23 protein-coding genes and 2 pseudogenes are annotated in these 23600 nt (G+C 37.3%); 2 read left to right on the top strand and 23 right to left on the bottom strand.

Going from position 1 to position 23600, the window contains the following annotated elements:
- Nucleotides 1-222 precede the first annotated feature (222 nt).
- The 22 genes and pseudogenes from LBH98_10360 to LBH98_10255 form a co-directional block, all read right to left on the bottom strand.
- Nucleotides 223-1179: pseudogene (locus LBH98_10360) on the bottom strand (Coenzyme F420 hydrogenase/dehydrogenase, beta subunit C-terminal domain).
- 11 nt (nt 1180-1190) lie between these two features.
- Nucleotides 1191-2231 carry a glycosyltransferase family 2 protein gene (locus LBH98_10355; GenBank protein MDR0305148.1) on the bottom strand — a complete coding sequence of 347 codons (1041 nt, stop codon included), beginning with the start codon at nt 2229-2231 and terminating at the stop codon, nt 1191-1193.
- Nucleotides 2194-3690, bottom strand: a complete 1497-nt coding sequence (locus LBH98_10350; protein MDR0305147.1) for a hypothetical protein — start codon at nt 3688-3690, stop codon at nt 2194-2196. The genes LBH98_10355 and LBH98_10350 overlap by 38 nt, the downstream gene beginning before the upstream one ends.
- Before the next feature lie 156 nt (nt 3691-3846).
- Complete coding sequence (locus LBH98_10345) at nt 3847-4032, bottom strand: hypothetical protein (protein ID MDR0305146.1); 186 nt, start codon at nt 4030-4032, stop codon at nt 3847-3849.
- 3 nt (nt 4033-4035) lie between these two features.
- Complete coding sequence (locus tag LBH98_10340; protein MDR0305145.1) at nt 4036-4377, bottom strand: ORF6N domain-containing protein; 342 nt, start codon at nt 4375-4377, stop codon at nt 4036-4038.
- 79 nt (nt 4378-4456) lie between these two features.
- On the bottom strand, nt 4457-5659 hold the full coding sequence (locus LBH98_10335) for an ATP-binding protein (protein MDR0305144.1): 1203 nt from the start codon (nt 5657-5659) through the stop codon (nt 4457-4459).
- A gap of 194 nt (nt 5660-5853) precedes the next feature.
- On the bottom strand, nt 5854-8601 hold the full coding sequence (locus tag LBH98_10330; protein ID MDR0305143.1) for a DUF2723 domain-containing protein: 2748 nt from the start codon (nt 8599-8601) through the stop codon (nt 5854-5856).
- Between the two features lie 8 nt (nt 8602-8609).
- Nucleotides 8610-9128, bottom strand: a complete 519-nt coding sequence (gene nusB, locus LBH98_10325; protein ID MDR0305142.1) for a transcription antitermination factor NusB — start codon at nt 9126-9128, stop codon at nt 8610-8612.
- Between the two features lie 24 nt (nt 9129-9152).
- A complete protein-coding gene (ribE, locus tag LBH98_10320) occupies nt 9153-9617 on the bottom strand; it encodes a 6,7-dimethyl-8-ribityllumazine synthase (protein MDR0305141.1) in 465 nt (154 codons plus the stop codon).
- A 178-nt stretch (nt 9618-9795) separates the two neighbouring features.
- Complete coding sequence (locus tag LBH98_10315) at nt 9796-10530, bottom strand: anaerobic ribonucleoside-triphosphate reductase activating protein (protein ID MDR0305140.1); 735 nt, start codon at nt 10528-10530, stop codon at nt 9796-9798.
- Entirely contained in the window at nt 10527-12701 is a 2175-nt protein-coding gene (locus LBH98_10310; GenBank protein MDR0305139.1) for a ribonucleoside triphosphate reductase, read from the bottom strand. The genes LBH98_10315 and LBH98_10310 overlap by 4 nt, the downstream gene beginning before the upstream one ends.
- Before the next feature lie 493 nt (nt 12702-13194).
- Nucleotides 13195-14223, bottom strand: coding sequence for a 23S rRNA (adenine(2503)-C(2))-methyltransferase RlmN (gene rlmN, locus LBH98_10305; GenBank protein ID MDR0305138.1), 1029 nt, complete (start codon nt 14221-14223; stop codon nt 13195-13197).
- Nucleotides 14204-15169, bottom strand: a complete 966-nt coding sequence (locus LBH98_10300; protein MDR0305137.1) for a phosphate acyltransferase — start codon at nt 15167-15169, stop codon at nt 14204-14206. The genes rlmN and LBH98_10300 overlap by 20 nt, the downstream gene beginning before the upstream one ends.
- A gap of 3 nt (nt 15170-15172) precedes the next feature.
- On the bottom strand, nt 15173-15355 hold the full coding sequence (gene rpmF, locus LBH98_10295; GenBank protein MDR0305136.1) for a 50S ribosomal protein L32: 183 nt from the start codon (nt 15353-15355) through the stop codon (nt 15173-15175).
- Nucleotides 15356-15380: 25 nt separating this feature from the next.
- Nucleotides 15381-15851, bottom strand: a complete 471-nt coding sequence (locus LBH98_10290) for a DUF177 domain-containing protein (protein MDR0305135.1) — start codon at nt 15849-15851, stop codon at nt 15381-15383.
- A 42-nt stretch (nt 15852-15893) separates the two neighbouring features.
- The gene (locus LBH98_10285; protein ID MDR0305134.1) at nt 15894-17060 is read right to left on the bottom strand and encodes a CNNM domain-containing protein; all 1167 of its coding nucleotides are present in this window, start codon (nt 17058-17060) and stop codon (nt 15894-15896) included.
- The gene (rsmI, locus tag LBH98_10280) at nt 17057-17764 is read right to left on the bottom strand and encodes a 16S rRNA (cytidine(1402)-2'-O)-methyltransferase (protein MDR0305133.1); all 708 of its coding nucleotides are present in this window, start codon (nt 17762-17764) and stop codon (nt 17057-17059) included. Before rsmI ends, LBH98_10285 begins: the two co-directional genes overlap by 4 nt.
- Entirely contained in the window at nt 17764-18213 is a 450-nt protein-coding gene (gene ruvX / locus LBH98_10275) for a Holliday junction resolvase RuvX (GenBank protein ID MDR0305132.1), read from the bottom strand. Before ruvX ends, rsmI begins: the two co-directional genes overlap by 1 nt.
- The gene (locus LBH98_10270; protein MDR0305131.1) at nt 18214-18618 is read right to left on the bottom strand and encodes a hypothetical protein; all 405 of its coding nucleotides are present in this window, start codon (nt 18616-18618) and stop codon (nt 18214-18216) included. It lies immediately after the preceding gene.
- Nucleotides 18611-19552 (bottom strand): tetraacyldisaccharide 4'-kinase, encoded by a 942-nt coding sequence (lpxK, locus tag LBH98_10265; GenBank protein ID MDR0305130.1) that lies wholly within the window; start codon nt 19550-19552, stop codon nt 18611-18613. Before lpxK ends, LBH98_10270 begins: the two co-directional genes overlap by 8 nt.
- An 80-nt stretch (nt 19553-19632) precedes the next feature.
- The gene (locus tag LBH98_10260; GenBank protein MDR0305129.1) at nt 19633-20259 is read right to left on the bottom strand and encodes an SUMF1/EgtB/PvdO family nonheme iron enzyme; all 627 of its coding nucleotides are present in this window, start codon (nt 20257-20259) and stop codon (nt 19633-19635) included.
- A gap of 164 nt (nt 20260-20423) precedes the next feature.
- Nucleotides 20424-21020, bottom strand: coding sequence for a hypothetical protein (locus LBH98_10255; GenBank protein MDR0305128.1), 597 nt, complete (start codon nt 21018-21020; stop codon nt 20424-20426).
- Between the two features lie 288 nt (nt 21021-21308).
- Here LBH98_10255 and dnaA point away from each other — a divergent pair, with 288 nt between their 5' ends.
- Together dnaA and yihA are read left to right on the top strand one after the other, a co-directional pair.
- The gene (dnaA, locus tag LBH98_10250) at nt 21309-22718 is read left to right on the top strand and encodes a chromosomal replication initiator protein DnaA (protein MDR0305127.1); all 1410 of its coding nucleotides are present in this window, start codon (nt 21309-21311) and stop codon (nt 22716-22718) included.
- Complete coding sequence (gene yihA / locus LBH98_10245) at nt 22715-23329, top strand: ribosome biogenesis GTP-binding protein YihA/YsxC (protein MDR0305126.1); 615 nt, start codon at nt 22715-22717, stop codon at nt 23327-23329. The genes dnaA and yihA overlap by 4 nt, the downstream gene beginning before the upstream one ends.
- 87 nt (nt 23330-23416) lie before the next feature.
- On the opposite strand, the pseudogene LBH98_10240 reads toward yihA, so the two are convergent.
- Nucleotides 23417-23600: pseudogene (locus LBH98_10240) on the bottom strand (IS5/IS1182 family transposase).

The following is a 23600-nucleotide window of genomic DNA, read 5'->3' as shown; positions in this document are numbered from 1 at the left end:
CCCAGCAATTATCACGGCAAATCTTTTAATTTTTCCTAAAATTCTACGAATTAAAGAAAATATTTTTTTGTAAAAGGAAGTTTTCGTATATTTTATCACAAGTTTGTCAAAGGCAATTTTATCAATGTTTTTCATGAAATTGTTCCGGTTTTTCGGCTCAACGCACGAACGAAATGCAGCCGGATTAAACTGCGCCGATTTTTCACAATTAACTTGTACGAAATCTGTAGCGGATTTTACTTCGTCAAAAATTTTTTGTCCTTTTGCAGATTGCAATAAAACCAACGAAGTTCCTTTGTCGTCAAACATTTCCGGCAAAACATTTTGAACGCCCCAAAAATCTGCAATCGTTATATCTGAAATTCTGTTTATTGCCTTAAACCCGCAATTATGGCATGATTTTCGCAGACACAAATCGCTGAGAAACGCTCGCATAAATAAGTCGTTTCCAAGCGTTTCCAAATATTCCGTCTCATTTGCGAAAGCGAATGAGACGGAATATTGCATCCAGCCGCAATTCTTGCGCCTGAATGCAATTTTCCGGCTTTCGGCTTTGCCGAATTTTTCGCGAAATTCAACATATTTTTTCCAGATTTTAGGCGAAGGAACGCCGTGGCAAATAATATCTACACAAATTAAATTTTCGTAGTCCCTTTGCAGATATGATTTTAATCCGCCGATTTGGCAGGGAGTTCCGCTAAACAACACAAGTCGATCAGCGTTCAAAAACTCCTTACATTTTTTATATGAATCCCCTATTTCGCTTTGAACATATTTGCTTCCGCGAAAATCCGTAATTTTGTCGATTGTTTCGCAAAAGTTATGACTTACAGAAAAATCGTCGTTGAATTTTGCGCCGAATACGACACCGTTTTCTGAAATGATTTTTTCTGCAAGAAGTGTAAAAACACCGCCGCTCGAACTGTTCATGCGGATTTCTTCGTTTTTATTTATAACGGCAAACGCTATGACTTCTTTTGCTTCTCCGGTTCGCTGCGCCTGCGTTTTATTCATCGGACAGGTTTTTTTGCAAACTCCGCAACCAACGCATTTTTCTTCGTCTATTTTCGGCTGCAAAAAGCCCTCGTCGTCCGCCTGCATAATAATACAATTTTTTGGGCAAACATTGAAACACGCATGACAGCCGTTGCAAAGATTTTTTGATTTAAGAATTTCCATAACCCAAAATACTATTTATTCAAGACACTTTTGATTTTTGCGGTCAATTTTTGACCAAGAATTTTACGGATTATTCGTTTCGGTTGATTAATTATGAAAACAATAATTTTATAAATGAAAAAACCGAAAGGTAATTGGGAAACCCAATATTCCCATTTATAAATATTTGCATTTTTTGGATTATTAATTAATAAGTCATAATAAAAATATTTAACATCTTTTTTATTTTTATTATTAAAAGCGGCATTTATACAATTAATATCAAAATTCAAGTTAATTTTATTCAAAAGATTATTTTTTTCCGCTATTGGAATATTTTTTACAACATCGAAAAGTGTTATTTGCATATTTTTAAGTTCGGTAAATCTTAAAATCTGTTTTTCATAAGGTATTTTTTTCCGCGAATCACTATTCAAATTCTGCCTTACATTGTAAATATATTTGTTCATTGTAATACAATCATAGTTGAACAAAATAGGGAACTGTAATTGTATGTTCTGTCCGAAAAAATTTTTCCAATAAATTTCTTTATTTGGGTAGTAATAAAATAAGTGTTCGGTTTTTATCATATTGCTTCCCGGAGAAAACCACCAATCCCAACCGCCAAATAAACACTGTTCTGACAAATTCTTCGGATAATTTCTTGTTTCATCTCCATTTTTGCCAACTATCTCAAATGTTTTCTCGTCCCTGATATATTGCATCCCTCTCACTATACCTACATTGTCCGGTGAGTTCTCAAAAACATCAACTAAATCAGCTATCGCAGTATCTGTCTCATACCAATCATCCGCATCAGGCCACACAAGATACTTGCCGTTAATATTTCGCAGCCCGGTGTTTTCTTGATATATATATTGTAATTTTTTATCGTTTTTTTTAAATTTTTCTATATACTGCTCAACGACTTCTTTCGTATCGTCTTTCGAGCCGTCATCAATAACAAACATTTCTATATTTTTATATGTTTGACTTAAAACAGAGTCTAATAATTTGTTAATATACTGCCCACAATTATATGACGGAGTTATTATGCTGACCAGATTTCCCATTTTTGCTCCATGAATGTAACTTGCTTTTAATCTGCTTAATTGCAATATTTCTTTCATTTTTTGTCAATCCGACAATAAAAATAATAAACGCCGTCCATAAAAAACAGATAAGAAGCAGTATTATTGAGCAAATGACAGTTTTTTCAAAAATTAAATTTAAAAGAATTGGGAGGGTCAATGTTATTATAGTTGTTATAAATATTTTTGGGAAGATTTCAAAAGCGTATTTCCTGAACGGAAAAGACAATAGTCTTTTTAAACAAAAAATTCCCCAAATGTAAATAAAAATTTCAATGAAAAATATGGGGCATAAAACAATTACGGGCGAGAACCCGTTCCAGCATAAAATATATGAAATTGGAAATACAGACAGTATAAAAAATGTGTACCCGATCTGCTTTCTTTTTATTTTTCCGGTAGCGTTTATTATTTCCGTTAACGGTGTCGTAAAGCACAAAGATGCAGCTGTTAATAAAACTATTACAGTAAATTCGGATGAATATTGCGGCACAATTCCAAGCCACATTTTTAATATAAAGTCAATATTGAATATTATGGGAACACATAAAAACAACATAATAAAATAAAAGATTCTGGTAAATCTAATTACCAAATTTTGCATATACTCGTAATTCCCGGAAGAATAAGATTTGATGATTTGCGGTTTAATTGCTGTTTGAGTATTACCCATAAAAGATGATACAGCCGTATTTATCTGATATGCAATTCCTCGTGCGGCGTTTATTGCCGGCCCATAAAACATGTTCATTAAAATATTTACGCCCTGATCTCTTAAAATAATTGCAATAGAGCTGGTCATCATAAGCCCAACATACTTTGCAATGTCATAAAAAAGCGATTTCTCCAAACAATATTTAAATTTACTTTCAGGAAAGTTTTTCCTGCAATAGCAATAATAAATAGAAAAATTAATAACGCTTGTAAAACAAAAAAATGTTGCAAGCGTTTTAAGCTTATCGTGCGGTAAAAATGCTAACAAAAATACTGCTAAAAGTTTCAAAGCTACATCTACAATGCTCATTTTAGCAAAAAAAGACATCTTTTCACGTGCAATTATTAATGAAATATAAGGAGATAACATCAGCGAAATAAAAAAACAGAACACAGAACAATGAAATACCCATATCGCAGCCTCTATGCGCTGCGGTGGAATTACCAGTTTATGAATTACCCACCACAATCCCAGTTTTTCCGCAGCAATAACCGATATTATCGCTGTGAATAAAAATAAAATTATCATCAGGCTAAATATTTTATTTAATTTATCATAGTTGTTTTTACCGATTTCAAATGCAAAAAAACGTCCCATTCCGGCAGAAATGGAATTGCTCAGAAACCCAAACATCGCCACCACGCCGCCGACAACGTTATTTATTCCGTAATCGGTAATGCCAAGCGTCTGCAAAACGATTCTTGAAGTAAATAACGACACACCCATCGTTATTATCTGACGAAAATACAATGCCAGAGTATTTTTTATTATTCTTTTGTTATTTTCGGAATTTGACATCCTAAATAAATATTATCCCCTCTTTTGTTTAAATCTTCTTTCCGGCGAATATTAAATAATATTCAGTTGGCAACAGTTCGTTTTTTATTTACGTCGAACAGTGTGTTTCAAATTCATCACAGCCAAATTTATCTCAAACGTCGTTTCTGTTTCGGAAACATTTAAAGCGTCGCCTAAAATATCCGAAATAATTTCTCCGCTTTTTTGCATAAGAGGTTCTTTCTCTTCTTTTGTCGTTTTATTAGCCAATTCACCAACCGTTCTCGTCAATTCTCAAATTTTTGTAAATGTCTCAATTATCGCCAAAGTCGTCTGTGTCGCTTGCGGACTTTTGAGTATCGTGGCAAGCATATAAAGACCTTTTTCGGTAAACGCTTTAATCGGAACGGATGAATGCTTTAGCGAATTGAACCGGTCGAAATTTTCGACCAGTTCGCTTTTTTCATCTTTACCGATAGCAATTATATATCCTTCGGGAAACTTATCGGGATTATTTTTTACCGACTCATTTATTCGTTTTGTTTCAACTCCATACAATGAAGCGACATCGCTGTCCACTAAAACTTTTGTTCCATTGATTTCAATGATTTTTGAATCGACATCAATAACGTACATATTTTTTGCAATTCCTTTAGGATTTGATTATTTCAAATAGAAAATATGATTTGCCTAGTCAAAAGAATATAAATCTTGATTAAAATAAATGTTCAATTTTTCCGGCAATAAACTCCCGCCACAAAATACCGTCTCTGCCGACAATTAAAGTCATAGCGTCAGGAAAACATTCCTTAAACTTGCCGAAACTCTTAACTTGCCCGCTTCCGCTTTTCACTTCTATTCCTAGTATTTTTCCGTTGTATTCAAAAACAAAATCCACCTCATAGGCGTTTCGCCCTTGCGTCTCTCTCCAATACCAAATTTTTCCGCCGTTCAGCCGCGATTTTTCCGCAATCAAATGCGTCCCTACCGCGCTTTCCACAAATCTTCCCCACAAGGCGTAATCCGTTGTAATTTTTGGGTATAAAAACGGTTGAAGCGTACAAAACAACGATTGATTGTGTACTTGAAATTTTGGGATTGATTGTTTCTGAATAATGTTTTTTTGTGAATATTTTTGTAATCCGCAAACTATACCGGCTTCGTCAAGAAGCTGAATATAATGTGCGAGCGTCGTCGTATTTCCAGAATCGCTAAAACCGCTCAAAAGTTTGTTGTAAGAAACAATTTGCGAACTGTAAGAAATTCCGACATTCGCCAACTGTCGAAGCAATGCGGGTTTATTTACTCTAGTGAGTTGCAAAATATCTTTACTGACAACCGCCTCAATTATCGAATCGCGTATATATTCCTTAAACCTTTTTTCGTTTCCTATAAGTTTAACCGCTCCGGGATATGCGCCGAAATAAGCGTATTGTTCGGGAGTAAAACCGAAAGTATCGCGCATTTCACAATATGACCAATGTCCGAGAACGTTCATCTCAAAACGCCCCAAAAGCGATTCCGACAACCCTTGTTTAATAAGAACCCTTGAAGAGCCGAGAATTATTACCTTTATATTAATGTCGTTGAAAGTATCGCTGTCCCAGTTTTTTTTGACAAATTCGCTCCAATTATCTATCTTTTGGATTTCGTCTATAATCAATAACGCCTCATTTGCTTGATTCAGTTTCATTATTTTACGTAGCGATTCCCAAATATTGTCTATCCATTCTCCATTCACGCTTACTATAGAATCTGCCGTATGATACTGCGAAATCATTTTGATTTGAGATAAAATTTGCTTGCACAAGGTAGTTTTTCCAACTTGTCTGGGACCTGTTATCACTTGAATTAAGTGTCTCTTTTCTTCTATCCTGCTCAAAATCTGTTTAAGCAAATACCTTGAATTTTCGCTCATCACATCCTTCTCTTGTAACTTTTACTCAATATGCTTGTAATTTCTACTCAATATGCTTGTAATTTCTACTCAAAATAATATATTCAAAAATAAAAAACGACATTTTTATTACTATTGTTTTTGAAAAAAAATAATGCCGACGTATTTTTCACTATTCTTTTGTTATTCTCGGAATTGGACACTTTAAATTAATATTATCCTCTCCTATCCAAATCCTCTTTCCAGCGAAGATAATAGCGGTTGTTCGGCTCTATTTTCAGCGCCTCGTCAAGGCGTTTTCCCGCCAAATCGTATAATTCTTGTTCCATCAAAAATTCGTGACGAAAACCTCTTGGACGTTCGTCCCACGGCATCAACGCGACACATTTGTCCAATTTGTTTATTATTTCTTCTAAAACCTCTTTATGAGCAGAAACAAGCGAATCCTTTTGCGTCTCAAACGTTTGTTTTATTCCCGTAAAGTCCGCTTTTGCAATATCAGCCGAAGTAATTTGATTGTCAATATTATTAATTTGGCGCTTTATCCTAGCAAGTTTTGAGCGAAGCCCGTGCGAATACTGAATAAATACCGCCGAATAATTATACATCATTCTGCGCGCAGTTTCACTCATAGGCGTCGAATTGTCGCCCAAACTTCTAAACTGGTAAATTTCGTCCAAAAGAAGTTTCGTCCTGTCAAAATTTATGTAATCGCTTGACTCTACTGGGGTATTCATCACACGGCTTACCATTCCTTCAAATTTGAGATACGGTGAAAATCCCATCATGTTATCGTCGCTGACGGTCGATGAAAAATAAATCGGTTTTTTCCACGCATTCGCGTCAATAATATTTACGACCAGCAAATCCTGAATACGCCAAATAGGAAGTTCGTCCGGCGATGGAAGAATGATGTCGATTTTTGCCTCTGGAAGCGAATATTTTGTCGGATTTTTGAGCGGATTTCTTTGATGCGCCACTCTTCCGGTTTCTATGTCGCTTTCAGAATAACTTATCGGCGCTTTCGGTTCAAGCCGTTTAAGCTGTTTAATATACCAGGATGTGTTCGCTAAGCTCAAATTTACGACTCTGACGTCTTTGCGAATTCCTTCCGCCTCTTGCAAAAACCAAAGCGGGAAAGTGTCGTTGTCGCCGTTGGTGAAAATTATGCCGTCTTTTTCACAAGACATTAACAGATTATAGGCGTAATCGTATGGAATCCAGTCGTTTGCGCGATTGTTTTCCTTGTAATTTTGCACAAAAGGCAACGCCGGCGACGCACAAAACAAAACCGCTAAAACCTGCGCAAATTTTCTATCTATTTTGTTCTTTGAAGTAAAACTTCTATGCAAAAGCGCACCTGCCGCAAGCCCTATCCAAAGCCCAAAAAACATAAATCCGGGCGTAAAAAAGTAATCCCGCTCGCGTACTTCCCGATGAACCGTCGGCATCGGACCGGGTTTGCCCGCATTGACCCAATGTTCATATTCGGCTTTTTCCGAGTGTTTCCCGTCGGAAAAATTCATATAAAGCACCATCGCAACCGTTGTAATCAAAAACAAAGACACAAACAAAATCGCCTTATTACGATCTTTTTCAAACCAGTATTTCCAACCCCAAAGCATAAAAAATGTCGGGATTAAATATATAAGCAAAATCCACGACCTTTTAAAAAAATTATTTTCACCCAAAATCGAATTTCTGTCGTCGGCGGTTCTATCGCTTACGATACTTTCGCCAAAATGGAAAAACTGCGTTATGTGAAATCCGCCGTAACCCATATGAGAATCAACGCCGAACTGCGTTCCAAGCGCGCCTCTTCGATGAAACATTCTGGTTATCATAGACTCGCTGCCGTATTGTTTTCTTTCCAAAAATCCTCTGAAAGCGTCCCATTCCAATTTACCGTTTTTCATCTCAACGACAGGATGATTTTCATCGATAATCGGTTCAAGAGACGAGCGAATAGGGATATATGCGTGAACGGAAAATCCAAGAAGAGAAAACAGCACGATTAAAAACGCAAATTTCCATTTTTTTTCGCAATCCCTGTCGTTAGACGCGGCGTTTACGACCGAAAATATTATAAGCGTAATCGAAACAAGCGTTATCATCCCGATATCGTCGGAATTTTCGGGGGTGACAAGAAGTTTAAACATCACAAAAAGCGTTATCGCGCCCACGAACGGAGAAATGATTTTCGCCTCTTTTTGCGGAACGAAACCGTAAATCGCCGACATAACCAAAAGTACCGGAACTACAAAGAAAAACGCCGCCATACTATAAACTATTGAACCGAGCAGTAACGCGACGCCCCACAAACGCCAATCGGTAAGTTTTGTTTTATCGACAAGCAAAATATACAAAAATATCGGCATCAGCGCAAACATCGCCATCATGTGAAGTCCGATACCCAAAAACGCCAAATACGCGAATAGAATCAAATATCTGTCACGGTTTTCTTCTTTGGATTTTGACCAAATAAGAACTATATAAACGTTAAGAACTATCGTCAAAATCGCTGGAATATAAACCGAACTTTCCACAGCCGAAAACCAAAAAGTGTAATTGAAAACCCCAAAAAGCGCGCCGACAAATCCGGAAATACTGACAGTCGCGATTTTCCATCGCTCGTCAAGTTCGCCGAACCAGTCTTTCATAGAAAATACAATAATTTTATAGAGAAAAAACGCCGTAACCGCCGCCGTTACGACCGAAAGTAAATTTATTCTAAACGCGACCTGCTGCGTCCAGAAAAATATTATCGTGAAAATACGTGCGACCAAAATGTAAAGCGGATTGCCGGGCGGATGCGGAATACCCAAAGTATAACTCGCCGCTATGTATTCTCCACAGTCCCAAAACGAAACCGTCGGCGCAATCGTGAAAAAAAACGTCGCCAACGCTATAAGAAAAACCAGCGCTCCAACAAGATTTTCAATAAGTTTTGCCTGCTTTACCATAAAAACTCCTATTTATTTTTGGTTAAAATTTCATATTTAATTTTGTCTAAAATCGCATTTACAAATTTTGCGGAATCGTCCGTTCCAAAAATTTTTGCTATTTCTATCGCCTCGTTTATTACAACCGGCGGCGGAACGGCAAATTTTTCGTCTAATTCGGCAACGGCGATTCTAAGCAAGTTTCTATCCATCGCACTCATACGTTCAAACGACCAGCTATGTGCGTATTTTGAAAGTATTACGTCTGTCGCTCTTAGATTTTGAGCCGCAAATTTTACAATCTCAAGAGCATAATTTTTAACGTTTTCATTAAGCGTTGACGGACTGTCCGCCGCAGTTTGAAGAATTTTTTTAATTTCTCCGTTTTCTTGTTCTTGTATGTATTCTTCTGTAGTTTTTTCCACGTCCGAAAGCGAAACGACTCGTTCAAAAACATCTTCTATAGAGCTTTCAAAGCCCTGCTGTTCATAACAAAAAAACACTTGCAAAGCCAAAATTCTCGATTGTCTTCTTTCGGTTTTGCTCATAGAGGGGCGCATAAAATTCCTTTTTTACAATTTCGTCGACAAATCAGCCATTTCAATCGCGGTCATTGCGGCGTCAAAACCTTTGTTGCCCGCTTTCGTTCCCGCTCTTTCAATCGCCTGCTCTATAGAGTCCGTAGTAAGAACTCCAAAAATTACAGGAATCTGCGATTCAAGCGAAACTGCGGCGATTCCTTTGGAAATTTCCGCAGATACAAAATCAAAATGCGGCGTACTTCCGCGGATAACCGCGGCGACGGCGATAACGGCGTCATATTTTTTAGAAAGCGCCAATTTTTTTGCAACAAACGGAATTTCAAACGCTCCCGGCGTCCAGACAACCGTTATATCGTCGGAATTTACTCCATGCCGGACAAGCCCGTCAAGCGTTCCGTCAAGCAGTTTCTTCGTAATTAATTCGTTGAATCTGCTTACCGCTATTGCAAATTTTTTTCCGCTTCCGCCTAACATTCCTTCGATAATTTTCGGCATAATTTACTCCGTTTTTTTAGATTTTCAGCATAAAAATAATAAATGCTTAACTTATCTTGAAGCAAAAATAATATTATAAAAGTTTTTTCAGCTTTAAGGTATCATTTTATCGTTAAAGTACATCTTCCGCGTGTTTCAATAGTATAACAGACCGCAAGCCAAAAAGCCTGTTTACATTTTAACCGTGCTTTTTATCGCTGACTTTTGAATTTTCGCCGTAATTTCTTATTTTAACGCTTTTTGCCGATTTTTCCAAATAATTTTTTAATTCGTGTAAAAAACTGTCGTCGCAAGTTTTACCTTCAAAAAAATTCTTATTCAATATCTCAAATTTTGTCCGAAATTTTTGCAAAAAAACATTCATTCCCGAACAATATTCGGCAATTTCTTCAAAATCGTTTATTTCTATGACTTTGGGCGCGACGGTAATTCGCAGTTCACCGTTGTGTTTTTTGATGAACGAAACGGTTCTTTGCAAGTTTTCTTTAATTTGGCTTTCACTCAAATCCGAACCCAAAATATACTCATATTTTTTTGCTGTCGTTTTTATGTCCAAAGCCAAATAATCCGGGGCGCAGTTTTTTAGAATCGCCGGATTCAAGCCGTTAGTGTCAAGTTTAATCTTGTAACCGAACGTTCTTATGTAATCTATAAGCGGCGGAAGATTCTTGTTTATAGTCGGCTCGCCGCCGGTTATCACAATTCCGTCAATATCATGACGGCGTTTTCTCAAAAAATCGTCTAATTCGTCATAATCAATCGGCTTTATATTCCCCAAAACTATATCGGGATTTTGGCAATACGGACATCGTAAATTGCAATCCGAATAAAAAAGGACAGCCGAAACCGCCCCCGGAAAATCGTTGCCTGAAAATTTGTTTAAGCCGCAAATTCCGTTGAAAACCGAACTCACGCCAAAACCGTCTCCATTTGAACCGCTTCTTTACACTCCGGCAATGAAAAATTCGCCGTTTTCGATTTGTACAACTTGCGGTTGTCGTATTCCGCTCTTTTGCCTTTATTCCAATTTTTAACGGGACGATAATAACCTACGATTCGCGAATAGACCTCCGTATCTTTTCCGCAATGACATTTCGTCTGTTCGCCCGTTAAATACCCGTGAGTGCTGCAAACCGAGTAAGTAGGTGAAATTGTAAAATACGGAAGTTTGTAACGGCTTGCAATTTTTTTCACCAAACCGCTTACCGCCGAAGTATCTTCAATCGCTTCTCCGATAAATCCGTGAATCACTGTTCCTCCGGTATAGAGCGTTTGCAATTCATCCTGCATATTCAGAGCCTCAAAAATATCATCGGTCGCCTCAACAGGCAATTGCGTAGAATTTGTGTAATAGGGATTTTCGCCGCCCGGGATCTCCATTTCAAGATATAATTCTCTGTCGATTCCCGCAAGACGATGAGAAGTTCCTTCACACGGAGTCGCTTCCAAATTATAAAAATTCCCTGTCTCTTCCTGATAAATTACCAAACGATCTCTCATATGATTAAGAACTTCTTTTGCAAACTCGCGCGCTTCTTCATTAAGAATATTTTTACCCATAAAGTTTGTGCACGCCTCGTTCATTCCAACAATTCCGATGGTAGAAAAGTGATTGCTCAGTTCGTTTAACTTTATTTTCTTACCGGTTTCTTTGTTCGTTATTTCTCTGCCTTTCAGGTCTCTCAAATATCTTTTTGTATATGGGAAAAAACCTTCGTTGATAAGTTGCAAAACCGTACCGCGCTTAATTTCCAAAGATTCCTTAGCAACGTCCATACACTCGTCTAACGAATTGAAAAACGCTTTTTTATTTCCTTGGGTCAAATAACCTATTTTTGGCAGATTAATTGTTACTACGCCTACGGAACCGGTCATTTCAGCGCTTCCAAACTGTCCGCCGCCGCGTTTGTTAAGTTCTTTCAAACTCAGTTGTAATCTACAGCACATAGAACGGACGTCTTCCGGTTTAAGCGACGAATTAATGAAATTCTGAAAGTACGGCGTTCCATATTTTCCCGTCATTTCCCAAAGAAGTTTTGCGTTATCGCTGTTCCAGTTAAACTCTTTTGTTATGTTATAAGTAGGAATAGGATACATAAACCCGCGTTTATTGGCATCGCCTTCAAGAAATACTTCCAAAAACGCACGATTTATCATATCCATCTCTTTTTGGAAATCTCCGTATTTCTTTTCAAGCGCTTTTCCTCCCACTTCAGCCGCCCTGTCTTTCAGGTCGTTTGGACAGACCCAATCGAACGTAACGTTTGTGAAAGGCGCTTGCGAGCCCCAGCGTGACGGAATATTAACGTCAAATACAAACGATTGTATCGCCTGCTTCACTTGCTCGTATGACAAATTATCGACCCAAACGAATGGAGCCAAAAACGTATCGACGCTGGAAAACGCCTGCGCCCCCGCCCATTCGTTTTGCAGGCATCCCAAAAAATTAACCATTTGCTGAACGATAGTATAGAGGTGTTTCGCCGGCGCAGACGCAATTTTTCCTTCGACTCCGCCTAAGCCTTCACGAATCAAATCACGAAGAGACCATCCCGCGCAATAACCGGAAAACATTTGCAAATCGTGAATATGAAACCTGCCTTCTCTGTGATATTTTGCAATTTTATCCGTGTAAATTTCGTCAAGCCAATAGTTTGTCGTCATTTCTCCTGAAATATGAAGAATCAATCCGCCGATAGAATAATTGACGTTTGAATTTTCTTTTACGCGCCAATTCGTATTCTTTAGATAACCGTCAAACGTTTCTTTTATATCAAGGGTTAGTTTTTTCGCGTTACGCCGCTTCATGTGTTGGTTTCTGTATGAAATATAAGCTCTGGCGACGTGATTGTAGCCGTTATTCATTAAAACATCTTCTACAATATCCTGAATGTCCTCAACTGCGGGAATTAAATTCTCGCTGAATTTTTCGCCGATTTCCTTTTCTGCTTTTTCTGCAAGAATCTGCGCCAATTGCAAGTCTGCGCCGCCGGTCGCTTGAAGCGCCCCCCAAATTGCGTTCGCTATCTTCTGTCTGTCGTACGCGACAAAAGTCCCGTCTCTTCTGCGAACTGTTCGAATCATTTTTCCTCCCTATAAACACAATATTTAGTTACAACCACATTAGCAAATATACTATAAAATTAGATAAAAAACCAAAATTTCTTGTCTAATTTTATCATTTTTTTTCAAATCTTGCTTCCTAAGCGGAGATAGGATTTATTCCTTAAAGTTATACATTAAAATACAAAATATAGGATAGCATAAAAACATAAACACAATATGCTGTATCTTGTTTTGTAAATTTAAAACACGGAAATTATCAACAAAAATGTTCAAAACTTGTTAATAAAATTTTAAAGAATTTGTTTTTCCTTTAAAATTCCGGCAAGAGTTCTAATTATTAGAACCACTACATATTGCGGTCAAATAATTTATTGACATCGTTTTAAAAACTTGTAGTTAAAATTCTCCGTTTCAAAAAAATACGAGGTGATTTTCCAAAAAAACCAAAGGGAGAAATGATATTTCATTAAGGGTAAAAAATTGTGGAAAACCAACATCCAAAATAAAAGGTTTAGTGTTTTCCCGCCAATTGTCCGCACGCTCCGTCGATATCTCGTCCGCCGCTTCGGCGAACCGTTACTCTTATTCCGGCTTCATGAAGAATTTTTGTAAACTCCTCGATACGCTCGTCAGAAGAACAAACAAAATCATTAGTACAATCGTTAAGCGGAATTACATTTACTTTGCATGGAACATTTTTCAGCAATGCCGCAAGTTGTTTCGCGTTTTCATCGCCGTCATTTTTCTTTGAAATCATAATATATTCAAACATAACGACTCTACTACCGTCTTTTGCGTATTCTTTTGCAATCTCAATAAGAGACGTTACAGGATATTTTTTGTTTATCGGCATGATTTCGTTTCGCTCCGAATCGTTCGACGCATTGAGTGAAATCGCCAAATCTATCGAGATCTTTTTTTCAATAAGTTTTTTTATGTTAGGGATTACTCCCGCCGTCGAGACCGTTATTTTTCTCGTACCGATTCCAAACGTTTTTTTATCGACAATCACGTTGTACGCTTTCTCAAAATTCTCAAAATTACTAAGCGCCTCACCCATCCCCATGAACACAATATTTGTGATTTTTTTACCGAATTTCCGCAAATAATTGTTCGCAACAATCGCTTGATACAATATCTCGCCGGACGACAAATTTCGTTTGAAACCCATTTTCCCCGTTTCGCAAAAAACACAGCCCAAAGCGCACCCTGCTTGACTTGACAGACAAAGTGTTTTTCTGTCTTTCGCCGACAGAATTACGCATTCTATTACTGAGTCGTCGAGTAATTTAAGAACGAATTTCACTGAATTATCAACTGACGAAACTTTTGTTTCTATGGTTTCGGCAGGTACGTATTCAAACTCTTTTTCAAATTTTTCCTGCAAATTTCTCGGAATGTTTTTAACATCATAAATTGAACTTAAGCCGCAAGGAAAAAGTGCGTCAAAAATCTGTTTCGCACGATATTTTTTCTCGCCGAAATTAACGACTTTTTGCATTATTTCATCAAGATTGTAATCATAAATTATCGGTTTCATAGTTTACCGACGATTCCACTGCTTTTATAATTGCGCAAGACAGCGCGTCTGCGGAAGAATTTCCGTGCGCCTTAAAAACGTTCCCTCTAAGTCCTAAGATAGGCGCGCAGCCATAAGTAGATTTGTTGAACAGCTGCATTTCTTCTATCGCTTCAGGCTGAAGTAAATTGCCGATTTTCTTATGAATAAAGTAATACAAGCTCTCGCTCGTTTTGAGTATTGCGTTTCCGCAAAATCCGTCGCAAACGATAACGTCGGCTTTACCTTCAAATATTTCGCCGCCTTCAACGAAACCGATAAATTGTTTCCCGTATTTTTTTTTTATCATTTTCGCCGAATATTTTACCGTAATTGTCCCTTTGTACGTTTCGTTGCCTATGTTCAAAAGTCCAATTTTCGGTTTTTTGTTTTCTTCGGCTATTTTCTTGTAATACTTTTCTCCCAAAACAGCAAATTGAAACAAATGTTTCGCCGAACATTCCGCGTTTGCGCCTACATCAAGCAAAACCGTCGATTTATCGCGAACAGTCGGGATTGCAACCGCCAAAGCCGCCCTGTCAATTCCCGGATCCCGCCCAAGCAAAAACAACGCTGCGGAATAAAGTACGCCGGTGTCTCCCGCGGAAAGGGATATTGACGCCTCTTTGTTTTTTTGCAATAAAACACACTTAACTATCGAAGAATCGGGCTGTGTCCGCCAAATTCTGCTAATGTTTGTTTTTATATCGGAAACGGGCTGTGAATTACATATTGAAAAACGGCCGGACTCGAATGAAAAATCAGGACGAATTTTCAAAAATTCCGCAATTATTCGGTCCTGTTCTCCGCACAATACAAAACCTACTTCATTGCCAAGTTTTTCGCTTGCGGACAAAACGGCGCAAACGACGGCGGAAATTCCGTTATCGCCGCCGTACATATCAACGGCAATACGAACTTTTGACATATTTTAGTCTTCTTTTATAGAAAGCGCTTCTTTTCCGTTGTAATATCCGCAACTCGGACAAATACGGTGAGATAACTTCGGCTGCTTACAATGAGAACAAACACCCGGAGCAACAGCGTTAAGTGCATGGTGGGAACGACGCATGTCTCTACGTGAACTTGAAACTCTTCTCTTTGGAACTGCCATTTTTTAACTCCTATTTTGTAAAATTTTATTTTATCAATTTTTTAAGAACATTCCATTGCTCGTTTTTTTCGTTTTCATTTTTTCGAACAAATCGCGTAATCCCTTCGCAGTTATCTTTACACAACGGCTTCATTGGAATCTTTGTAACAATATCGTCATAAATCGTATGTGCAAAATAAATTTTTTCGTTACCGCTTTTGTAATAATAAAAATCAAACTCATCGTCATAATTACAAGTTTCGCTTTCGTGAATTACAAAAAAACGAACTTCGTTTTCTATTTCGTATTTAAACTCTTCCAAACACCTTGAACATTCACAAGTAACTTCTGTTTTGTACTTTGCAAAACAAGAAATTTTTGAACGGCGTCTTTCCGTTTTGAGCGTTACGGGAATATTTTCGTTCAACATAAAATTTTTCACAAGGCGACTGTCAAGAGATAAAACAAAATCCCAAATCCGCTCGCCTTCCGGTATTTTTCCAACATCAATAACCATAGTTCTCGTCAAAATACTTATTGTCACCGCAATTTGTCAAATCTATTTACAAAAATACGTTTTTTGGATTTTTATTTTGTTAATTTTAGTTTTATCGGCATTTATTATGTGATAAACAAAGCCGTTTTCGCTAAACGTTTGACCGGTTTGCGGAATTCCCCCGAATTCAGCGCACAAAACCCCGTTAACAGTTTTTATTTCCGAATGTTTTTCAAGCATGTCTTGCGCAATCCAATCTCGATACTTTATAGCCGATTCTTCTCCGCGCACAATAATTTCTCCAAAAACATTTTTACTTGCACTGCAGTAAACTTTCCAATATTTATATATGTCATATCTGCTGGCGGCGCCGTCAAATCCACCGTATTCGTCAACCAAAAGAACGCAGACGGTATCGTTTTTCAAAAAATAGTCATGCAAATCGCCTACCGTTTTCGTACATGGAAACCATGCCGGCTCAATTTCTATAGCCGCGCCGTCAAAAGAACGATAAAAAACCTTCTTTACTTCATTGTTAATATAAAGAATTCCGATTTCGTCTTCTGAAAGCAATGCTTTTTCATCCGTACTTTTTAGAACTTTTAAAGAATTTCTATTTCGCGCGATATTTGAAATGCCGTGCCCCGTCAAATCTATAAAACCGGTTATCATTTTGCCCGTACTTTCGGAAAATTTTTTATTGCTTACCGCTTCTTTGATAGCAACCGCATATTCCTCATTCGTTACAAAAGGGTCGGGGGTTTGCAAAAGATAACGATAATTCATTCGCAAAAGTTTGAGGTTTAACGAGTTTATTTTTTTTAGGAAGCCGCCTAATTTTTCTAACGCCAAAACATATATTCCGGCAACTGTTCTTGAAATAAGCATGGAATTTTTTACGGCAATTGTTTTCGGCATTATTTCGCCGAAAACCAAAAGCAATACAGTCGTCAGAACAAAGATTATCGTCAAACTGTTATTAAAAAAAATTCCAAAAACCTTTCCCAAACTTGAAATGGCAACAATATTTACAAAATTATTGCCAAGCAGTATAAGTACTAAAAACAAATCGCTTTGAACAAGAACCTGATAAATTTTTAAGCCGCTTTTCCCTTCGTTTTTAAGCAGGTTTATCTTCTCTCTAGGAATCGAAAAAACCGCGGTTTCCGATGCTGAAAAAAAAGCCGAAAACAACAACGCCAAAATCGCAACGATAAGCCATAATATCATTTTTTGTCCGTTTTGTTAAATCCTAATTCGTCCGCAGCAATCCCTCCGGCATTGAATAGTACGACAAACTCTCCTTTTGGAGAGCGATTTTTGAATGATTGCAATACTTCCTTAGGCGTTCCGCGAATAAATTCTTCAAAAATTTTTGTAAGTTCTCTTGCGACAACAACGGGGATTTCACCGAAAACATCTGCCATTTCATCCAAAACCTTAAGTATTCGATGTGGAGATTCATAAAAAATTACCGTTCTTTTTTCACCTATAAAATTTTGAAAAATTTTAATTCTTTTTGCCGATTTGGGCGGTAAAAAGTTCTCAAAAATAAATCTTTCGCTTGGAAGCCCGCTTGCAACAAGCGCTGTCGTAAAAGCCGTAGGCCCCGGAAGCGAAACGGTTTTTATATCGTTTTTTATCGCTTCACGGACTATATAAAACGCCGGATCTGCAATACCGGGGGTGCCGGCGTCCGTAATCAGCGCTACCGATTTACCGCTTTTCATAATTTCTATAAAACTTTCACTGACTTTGGTTTCATTGTGGTCGTGATAAGATTTCATTTTTACTTCACTGCCGATACGTTTTAATAAAATTCCGCTGTTTCGCGTATCTTCGGCGATAATTAAATCAACTTCACACAAAATTTTTTTTGCTCTCACGGTAATATCTTCAAGATTTCCGATAGGAGTAGGAACGATATACAACATTAGTCCTCCAAAATAAACCGGCTATGCGAATTGGAACGATTGTCAAGAAATTCCTGCAAAATAATACACGCGGCGACACTATCTACTTTTTCTTTTCGCGCGCGTTTTTTTCTTGAACTCGTTTTACGTAAAATAAGATTTGATTTGTGGGAACTAAAACTTTCGTCTTGAAAATTTATCGGGATTTCTTTCAAAAGAGAGCTTTTTAATTTACTGCAAAAATCCCTGATTTCTTTACAAAATTCGGTTTCGTTATCATCAACGTCAAGCGGCAATCCAACGACCAATTCATCGGGGTTTTCTTCCTTTATTAATAAAACTATTTCTGATAAATAATTATCGGTTGTTTTTCTGTCAATCGTCGTTTTCGCTCTTGCAAGCACAGCGGACGGATCGCTGAGAGCAATCCCAACCCTGCGTTTACCGTAATCAATGCAAAGAAATTTCATCTACAAAATATTGCTGTCTTCTTTGCGGATAATACCTTTTTTGAAGTAAAATACATAATAATACGCACCGCCGCCAATCGCACCAAGCAAAACTATAAGAAGAATTATGCTTCCTGCATAATTTGATTTCAAACCGTCCTTTATATCGCAGCTTGAAATCGGAATGTACCCATCTCCGTTTTCGGTCTTTATCTTAAGCCACAATTTACCCGGCTCACCCAAAACTTCAAATTTTTGTCCTTCGCGAGCCATCATTACCATGTTTGCTCCAGGCTCAACGTCGGCTCGAACAACAACTCCGCCAGCCTGTTTTATTGCCGCATAACGTTTTTTTTCACTTTGACCGAAAGCAAAAATTACCGCAAAAACCATTACAACTACAACTTTGATAAACGCTTTACTCATTTTCCTCTCCACAAACTTCAAATATTTTATTTTTTAAAAATTCACAATCATAGCCATTAACCTCTACTCCATAAGAAAGATACCACAATTTATCCGCTTTTTCCATTTTTTTTGTGTCTAACCTAACAAAATCTTTTTCTGTCGTTATAAATACCGCTTGGGAAGCGGCATTTAACATTTTATAATCGTCTTCTGAATATTTATGATGATCGGCAAAAAATATAAAATCATTCGATTTTTTCGTTAAATTATTCACACTGTTCAAAAACCTTTCAGGGCGGGCGATTCCGCAAAAGCACAATATTTCGGAGTCAAAAATTACTTCTTTTTCTCCTGAAACGGCATTTACAAATTTATAAACGCAAAACTCGGCTTTTACGTTTTTTTTGCCGTCAAGTTTTTCCGGCGCAACTATAACATCTGCGCGATTTAGCGACTTCTGGGGTTCACGCAAACGTCCCGACGGTAACATTTTGTCTTTCAAATCGTCGTCAGAGATTATAACAATGTCTAAATTTCGCGGAAATTTCCTGTGCTGAAACCCGTCGTCCATAACGCCGACAATGTTTTTCAGATTAAAACTTCGCAATTTTTTTTCACCGCGTTTTCGCTTGCCGTCAATTACAAGCCAAAGATTCGGATGATGCCTTTTCAGAAGCAACGGCTCGTCTCCGACTTGCTCCCAAGAACATTCGTCGTCCGGCGCAATGATTTCCGTTTGCGACGATTTTCGTCCGTAACCTCTTGAAAAAAGGACAGGGGTTTTCCCGATCTCTTCAATTCTGCCTATAACCCAGTCCGCAAGCGGCGTTTTTCCGCTTCCGCCCGCTCGTATTCCGCCAACGCTTATTACGGGAAAATCAAGATTTTTCGGCGGTAGAAGTTCGTAATATAAATTTCTTATTTCTATAAAGATTAAATAAATCAGCGACAATATTCTCAAAACATGTTCCTTGTTTTATGTTTTACGGAATTATATAAATTTTTCTCGGCTGCTTAACAATCTGTTCTGTTTTACTGTTGCAGCGTCACATCTTCCACATCTTTGCAACAACGGAAACCGACTTGATTGTGCCGGTTTTGCGGATAGTAACTATATCGAGACATGTCGCAGTCAGCGACATTCCCGCTGTTGTAAAAACCGCCTTTAACGATAAAAAACCGATTGTTCTCTTTAGAACGGGTGTTTGTCCATTCCGATAAATTCCCGACCATATCATAAATCGCATACCAGCCGCGGCATTCACCCGCCGAACCGTTTTTTTGGTAAGTCGAGTCTTGAGTTACGCATGCTTGACGTATATATTTTTCGCCGTACGGATATTTCCAGTTATATGGACCTTTACATGCGACGGTCCATTCTTCCGAAGAGCAAAGCCGCTTTCCAAGCGACAGACACGAATCGCGGGCGTCTTGCCAAGAAATATTGTTACGCGGCCGCACTCCTTTTTTATTTTCCCAAGCATATTGATCTATGCAAAAATTCCCGCGCGAAGATTCTATTAGAACCATTGCCTCCGAACAAACGTTTTCCGTTTGTTTTTGTCTAAAGTCATAAACTTTTTTTTGTTCTTCAAATAAATTTCCGCAACTGTCTATCGCATAATAATACAAATCGCCGTTTTGAGAAAAATAAATCATTTCGTCGGCGTAGAGTTTATATTCGGCGTCTTTTGAACGTTTATAAAAAATACTGCATTGTTTTGAAACAACAAACGAAATTTTTATCGGCTCAAAATAGACTCCGCCCGTCGGTTCGGGATAAACCCAGGGCGCTATCGTATCTTTACAAATTCTTTCTTTTGTTATGTTAAGAGAATCGACATATAGTTTTTCGCCGCTCGCATTGTCTGCAAATTCTTTTTCGCGCCGGTCTGTAAAACCATTGTTTTCAAGCGTGTCAAGAATTTTTTTTTTAATGCGATTCCGCTTATGCTGTCGATAGATTCTTTTTTACGTCGTTTTTCCAGATTCTCTCTTTCAACAGGATCGTCAATGACATTTTCTTTAGAGGGATCATTTTGCATCATAAAACTTTTTAATTCATTAAAGTTTGAAAATCGTTTATATTTTTCACAATTTACACTATCAATTTGACATAAAGAATCAATCAAAGAAATAAATTCTTGTCTGTTGTGCAAAGAATCCGCATAAATCATAAGAGAACCGATGTTGGCGAATTTTTCAAACTCACTGCAGGCGTCCGAATACAAATTACACAAAGAATCGATCAGCGAACGCATATTCAATTTTTCAATACGCTCAACGTTTTCTTTTTTAATCGTTTCAAAATTCGCTCTTTCCGTCCTAAATTCAAAGTATAATTTCACCAAAACAAGCAATAATAATATAATTATAATTATTGCGATTATTACGGCATTACGCTTTTTTTCTTTTTTCAAAATCATTCCTCCCTTTTTTGTTTAAAAATAGTATATTTCGTTAAGTTTTAGCAAGGGAATTATATACATTGTTTGACCAAAAGCCCGATTTAATCAAACTAAAAAAAGTGAAAATGTTTTTCTGTTATCCAAAATCATAAATATATACACAATGATAAAAAGTAATTGCTGAATTTTAAATAATAACAAAATTTTTTCTCTTTTATCCCGTCAATTTAATTATTTTGTAAACGTATTTTTATTTTATTGTTCTACGGCAAATTTACGACATCGGAAAGGGCAGTCCGAATGGCTTCGACGGCTACAATATTGAATTTTTTTGAAAACGAAGAAAGTTTTTTATCTCGTATATGGACTGAGACACTTTCATCCGCTATAAAAGACGTGGAAAATAAAGATTGGTTTTCTGCGACGATCGGACGTACAAATCTTTTAAGAATCAGCGGGAATGAAGCGGTTTTGTCTGTTCCAAGCGAATTTCACGGCGAATTTATAGAAAAAGACGCGCCGACGATAATTGAAATCCTGCGAAAAAAATATCCCGAAATAACAAAGATTTCCTTTGAAGTCGTTATTGAAGAAGAAGCGAAAATCGAACGGGAGCAGTTAGAAAAAGCGACAAAAGAAAATATTTATCAAACATATATTGCACCTATACCGGAAGAGTCGATTATAAAAGGCGCTTTTTACAAAAATTATGTATTTGATTCGTTCGTTGTGTGCAATACGAACAAAAAAGCGTTCGATTTGTCTTTGACTGTCGCCGAAATGCCCGGTAAAGAATCGTCTTACAGAATTTTAGCGATATATGGGAAAAGCGGTTTGGGAAAAACTCACTTACTGCAGGCGATAGGTCATTACGCTTCTCAAGAAAAAACCGCAAAAAAAATATTTTATTTTAGTGCGTTAGATTTCGTTTCACAATACGTAAACGCTACAAAAGAAAAAGGTGGTTTAACAGAATTTTACCAATCTTTCAACGACGTAGATTTACTTCTGATAGACGATGTACATCTGTTTAGAGGAGACGGGTCGCAAAAGGCGTTTTTTGATATTCTGAACTATTTATACGATAACAGCCGCCAGATCGTAATAACATCGGATTGTCCGCCAAGCGGTATCTCAGGTATTTATGAGTCGCTGAAAATGCGCTTGAACAACTGTGTTACGGCCGAAATTCTTGTTCCGACCAAAAGCGAAAAGGTTAAAATTATAAGTAAAAAATTACACGGTGAAATAGCGCTATCCGACGATGTTTTGTCTTATCTCGCAGAAATTTCTACAACAAGCGTCCGTGAATTGGAAGGATTATACAATCGCCTTATCGCCGCTTCGGTATTTTGTAATGCGGATTTGGATATAAACTCGGTAAAAGTGATTTTGAGTAATTATATAAAAGATTCACGAAGAATTACGGCCGATATTATTATCGACCGAGTTTGCGAATATTTCGGAATCACGGCGCAGGAAATTCGTTCTTCGTCACGAAAAAAAGAAATTTCTTATCCGCGCTCAATAGCGATGTATTTAGTGCGGACAATCACCGAAAATTCTGAACAGGCTATAGGAAATATTTTGGGACGCGACCATTCAACCGTATGTATTACATGTAAAAACATCACTGAAAATCTGAAAACAAACAAAAAACTTGAAAGCGATATAAATTCAATTACCGCTATAATTACAAGGCAGAAATGAGTGAAAAAAAGTTATCGGATTATTTTGAAAACGCTGACGTTAAATTTGTGAAATCCGCTGAATTTTTATCGCAATGTCCGCAAAACGACGCTTCGGAATTTGCGCTTTTTGGGCGCTCAAATGTTGGAAAATCGTCTTTTATTAATTTGATTCTCGGCGAAAAAACGCTTGCAAAGGTTTCACAAACTCCCGGAAAAACGCGGCTTATGAATTTTTTTTCACTAAACGAAAGTCTGTGTTTTGTGGATTTACCGGGGTACGGTTATGCAAAAGTCTCCAAAACTAAACAAGCGTGTTTGTCCGAAATCATAAAAAATTACTGCAAAAAACGTGAAAATTTATCGGGCGTAATTTGGCTTTTAGATTATAGACGAGAAAGCGGGACGGACGCCGATAAAGAAGCGGCGTTTTTTTTATCTGATTTACAAATTCCTATATTTGTCGTCCTAACAAAAAGCGATAAATTGACAAAAAACGAGAGAACAAAAAACTTAAAATCAATAAAACAAATTTACCAAATTTCCGATGAAACCCCGATTATCGCTACAAGCGTTCTTAAACCCAACGACAGATGGGATTTCTGGGAATTATTCTCAAAATGGGTAAAGTGAAATTTACGATATCTGTTTTTTTGTTCTTATTTTTTACTCTTTCAAACTTTCCCTCATATTTATCATAACTATAGACCTCTTGCGAAATCAATAGTTATTTTCATAATTGCATATCCCCGCTATTAAATTAAACCTTAGTTTAAATCTTTTTATTCTGTTTCTGTATTTTTCAGATATAATCTTAAATCTTTTGATAAAACCGATAGCGTGTTCGTTTTATGTTCTTTTTCCGCAGACGTTAAAGGGTTCTTTTTCGTTTGTTTTTTAGGTA

Source organism: Chitinispirillales bacterium (genome assembly GCA_031254455.1).
Taxonomy (GTDB): Bacteria; Fibrobacterota; Chitinivibrionia; order Chitinivibrionales; family Chitinivibrionaceae; genus WRFX01.
This window is presented reverse-complemented; position numbering and strand designations above follow the sequence as displayed.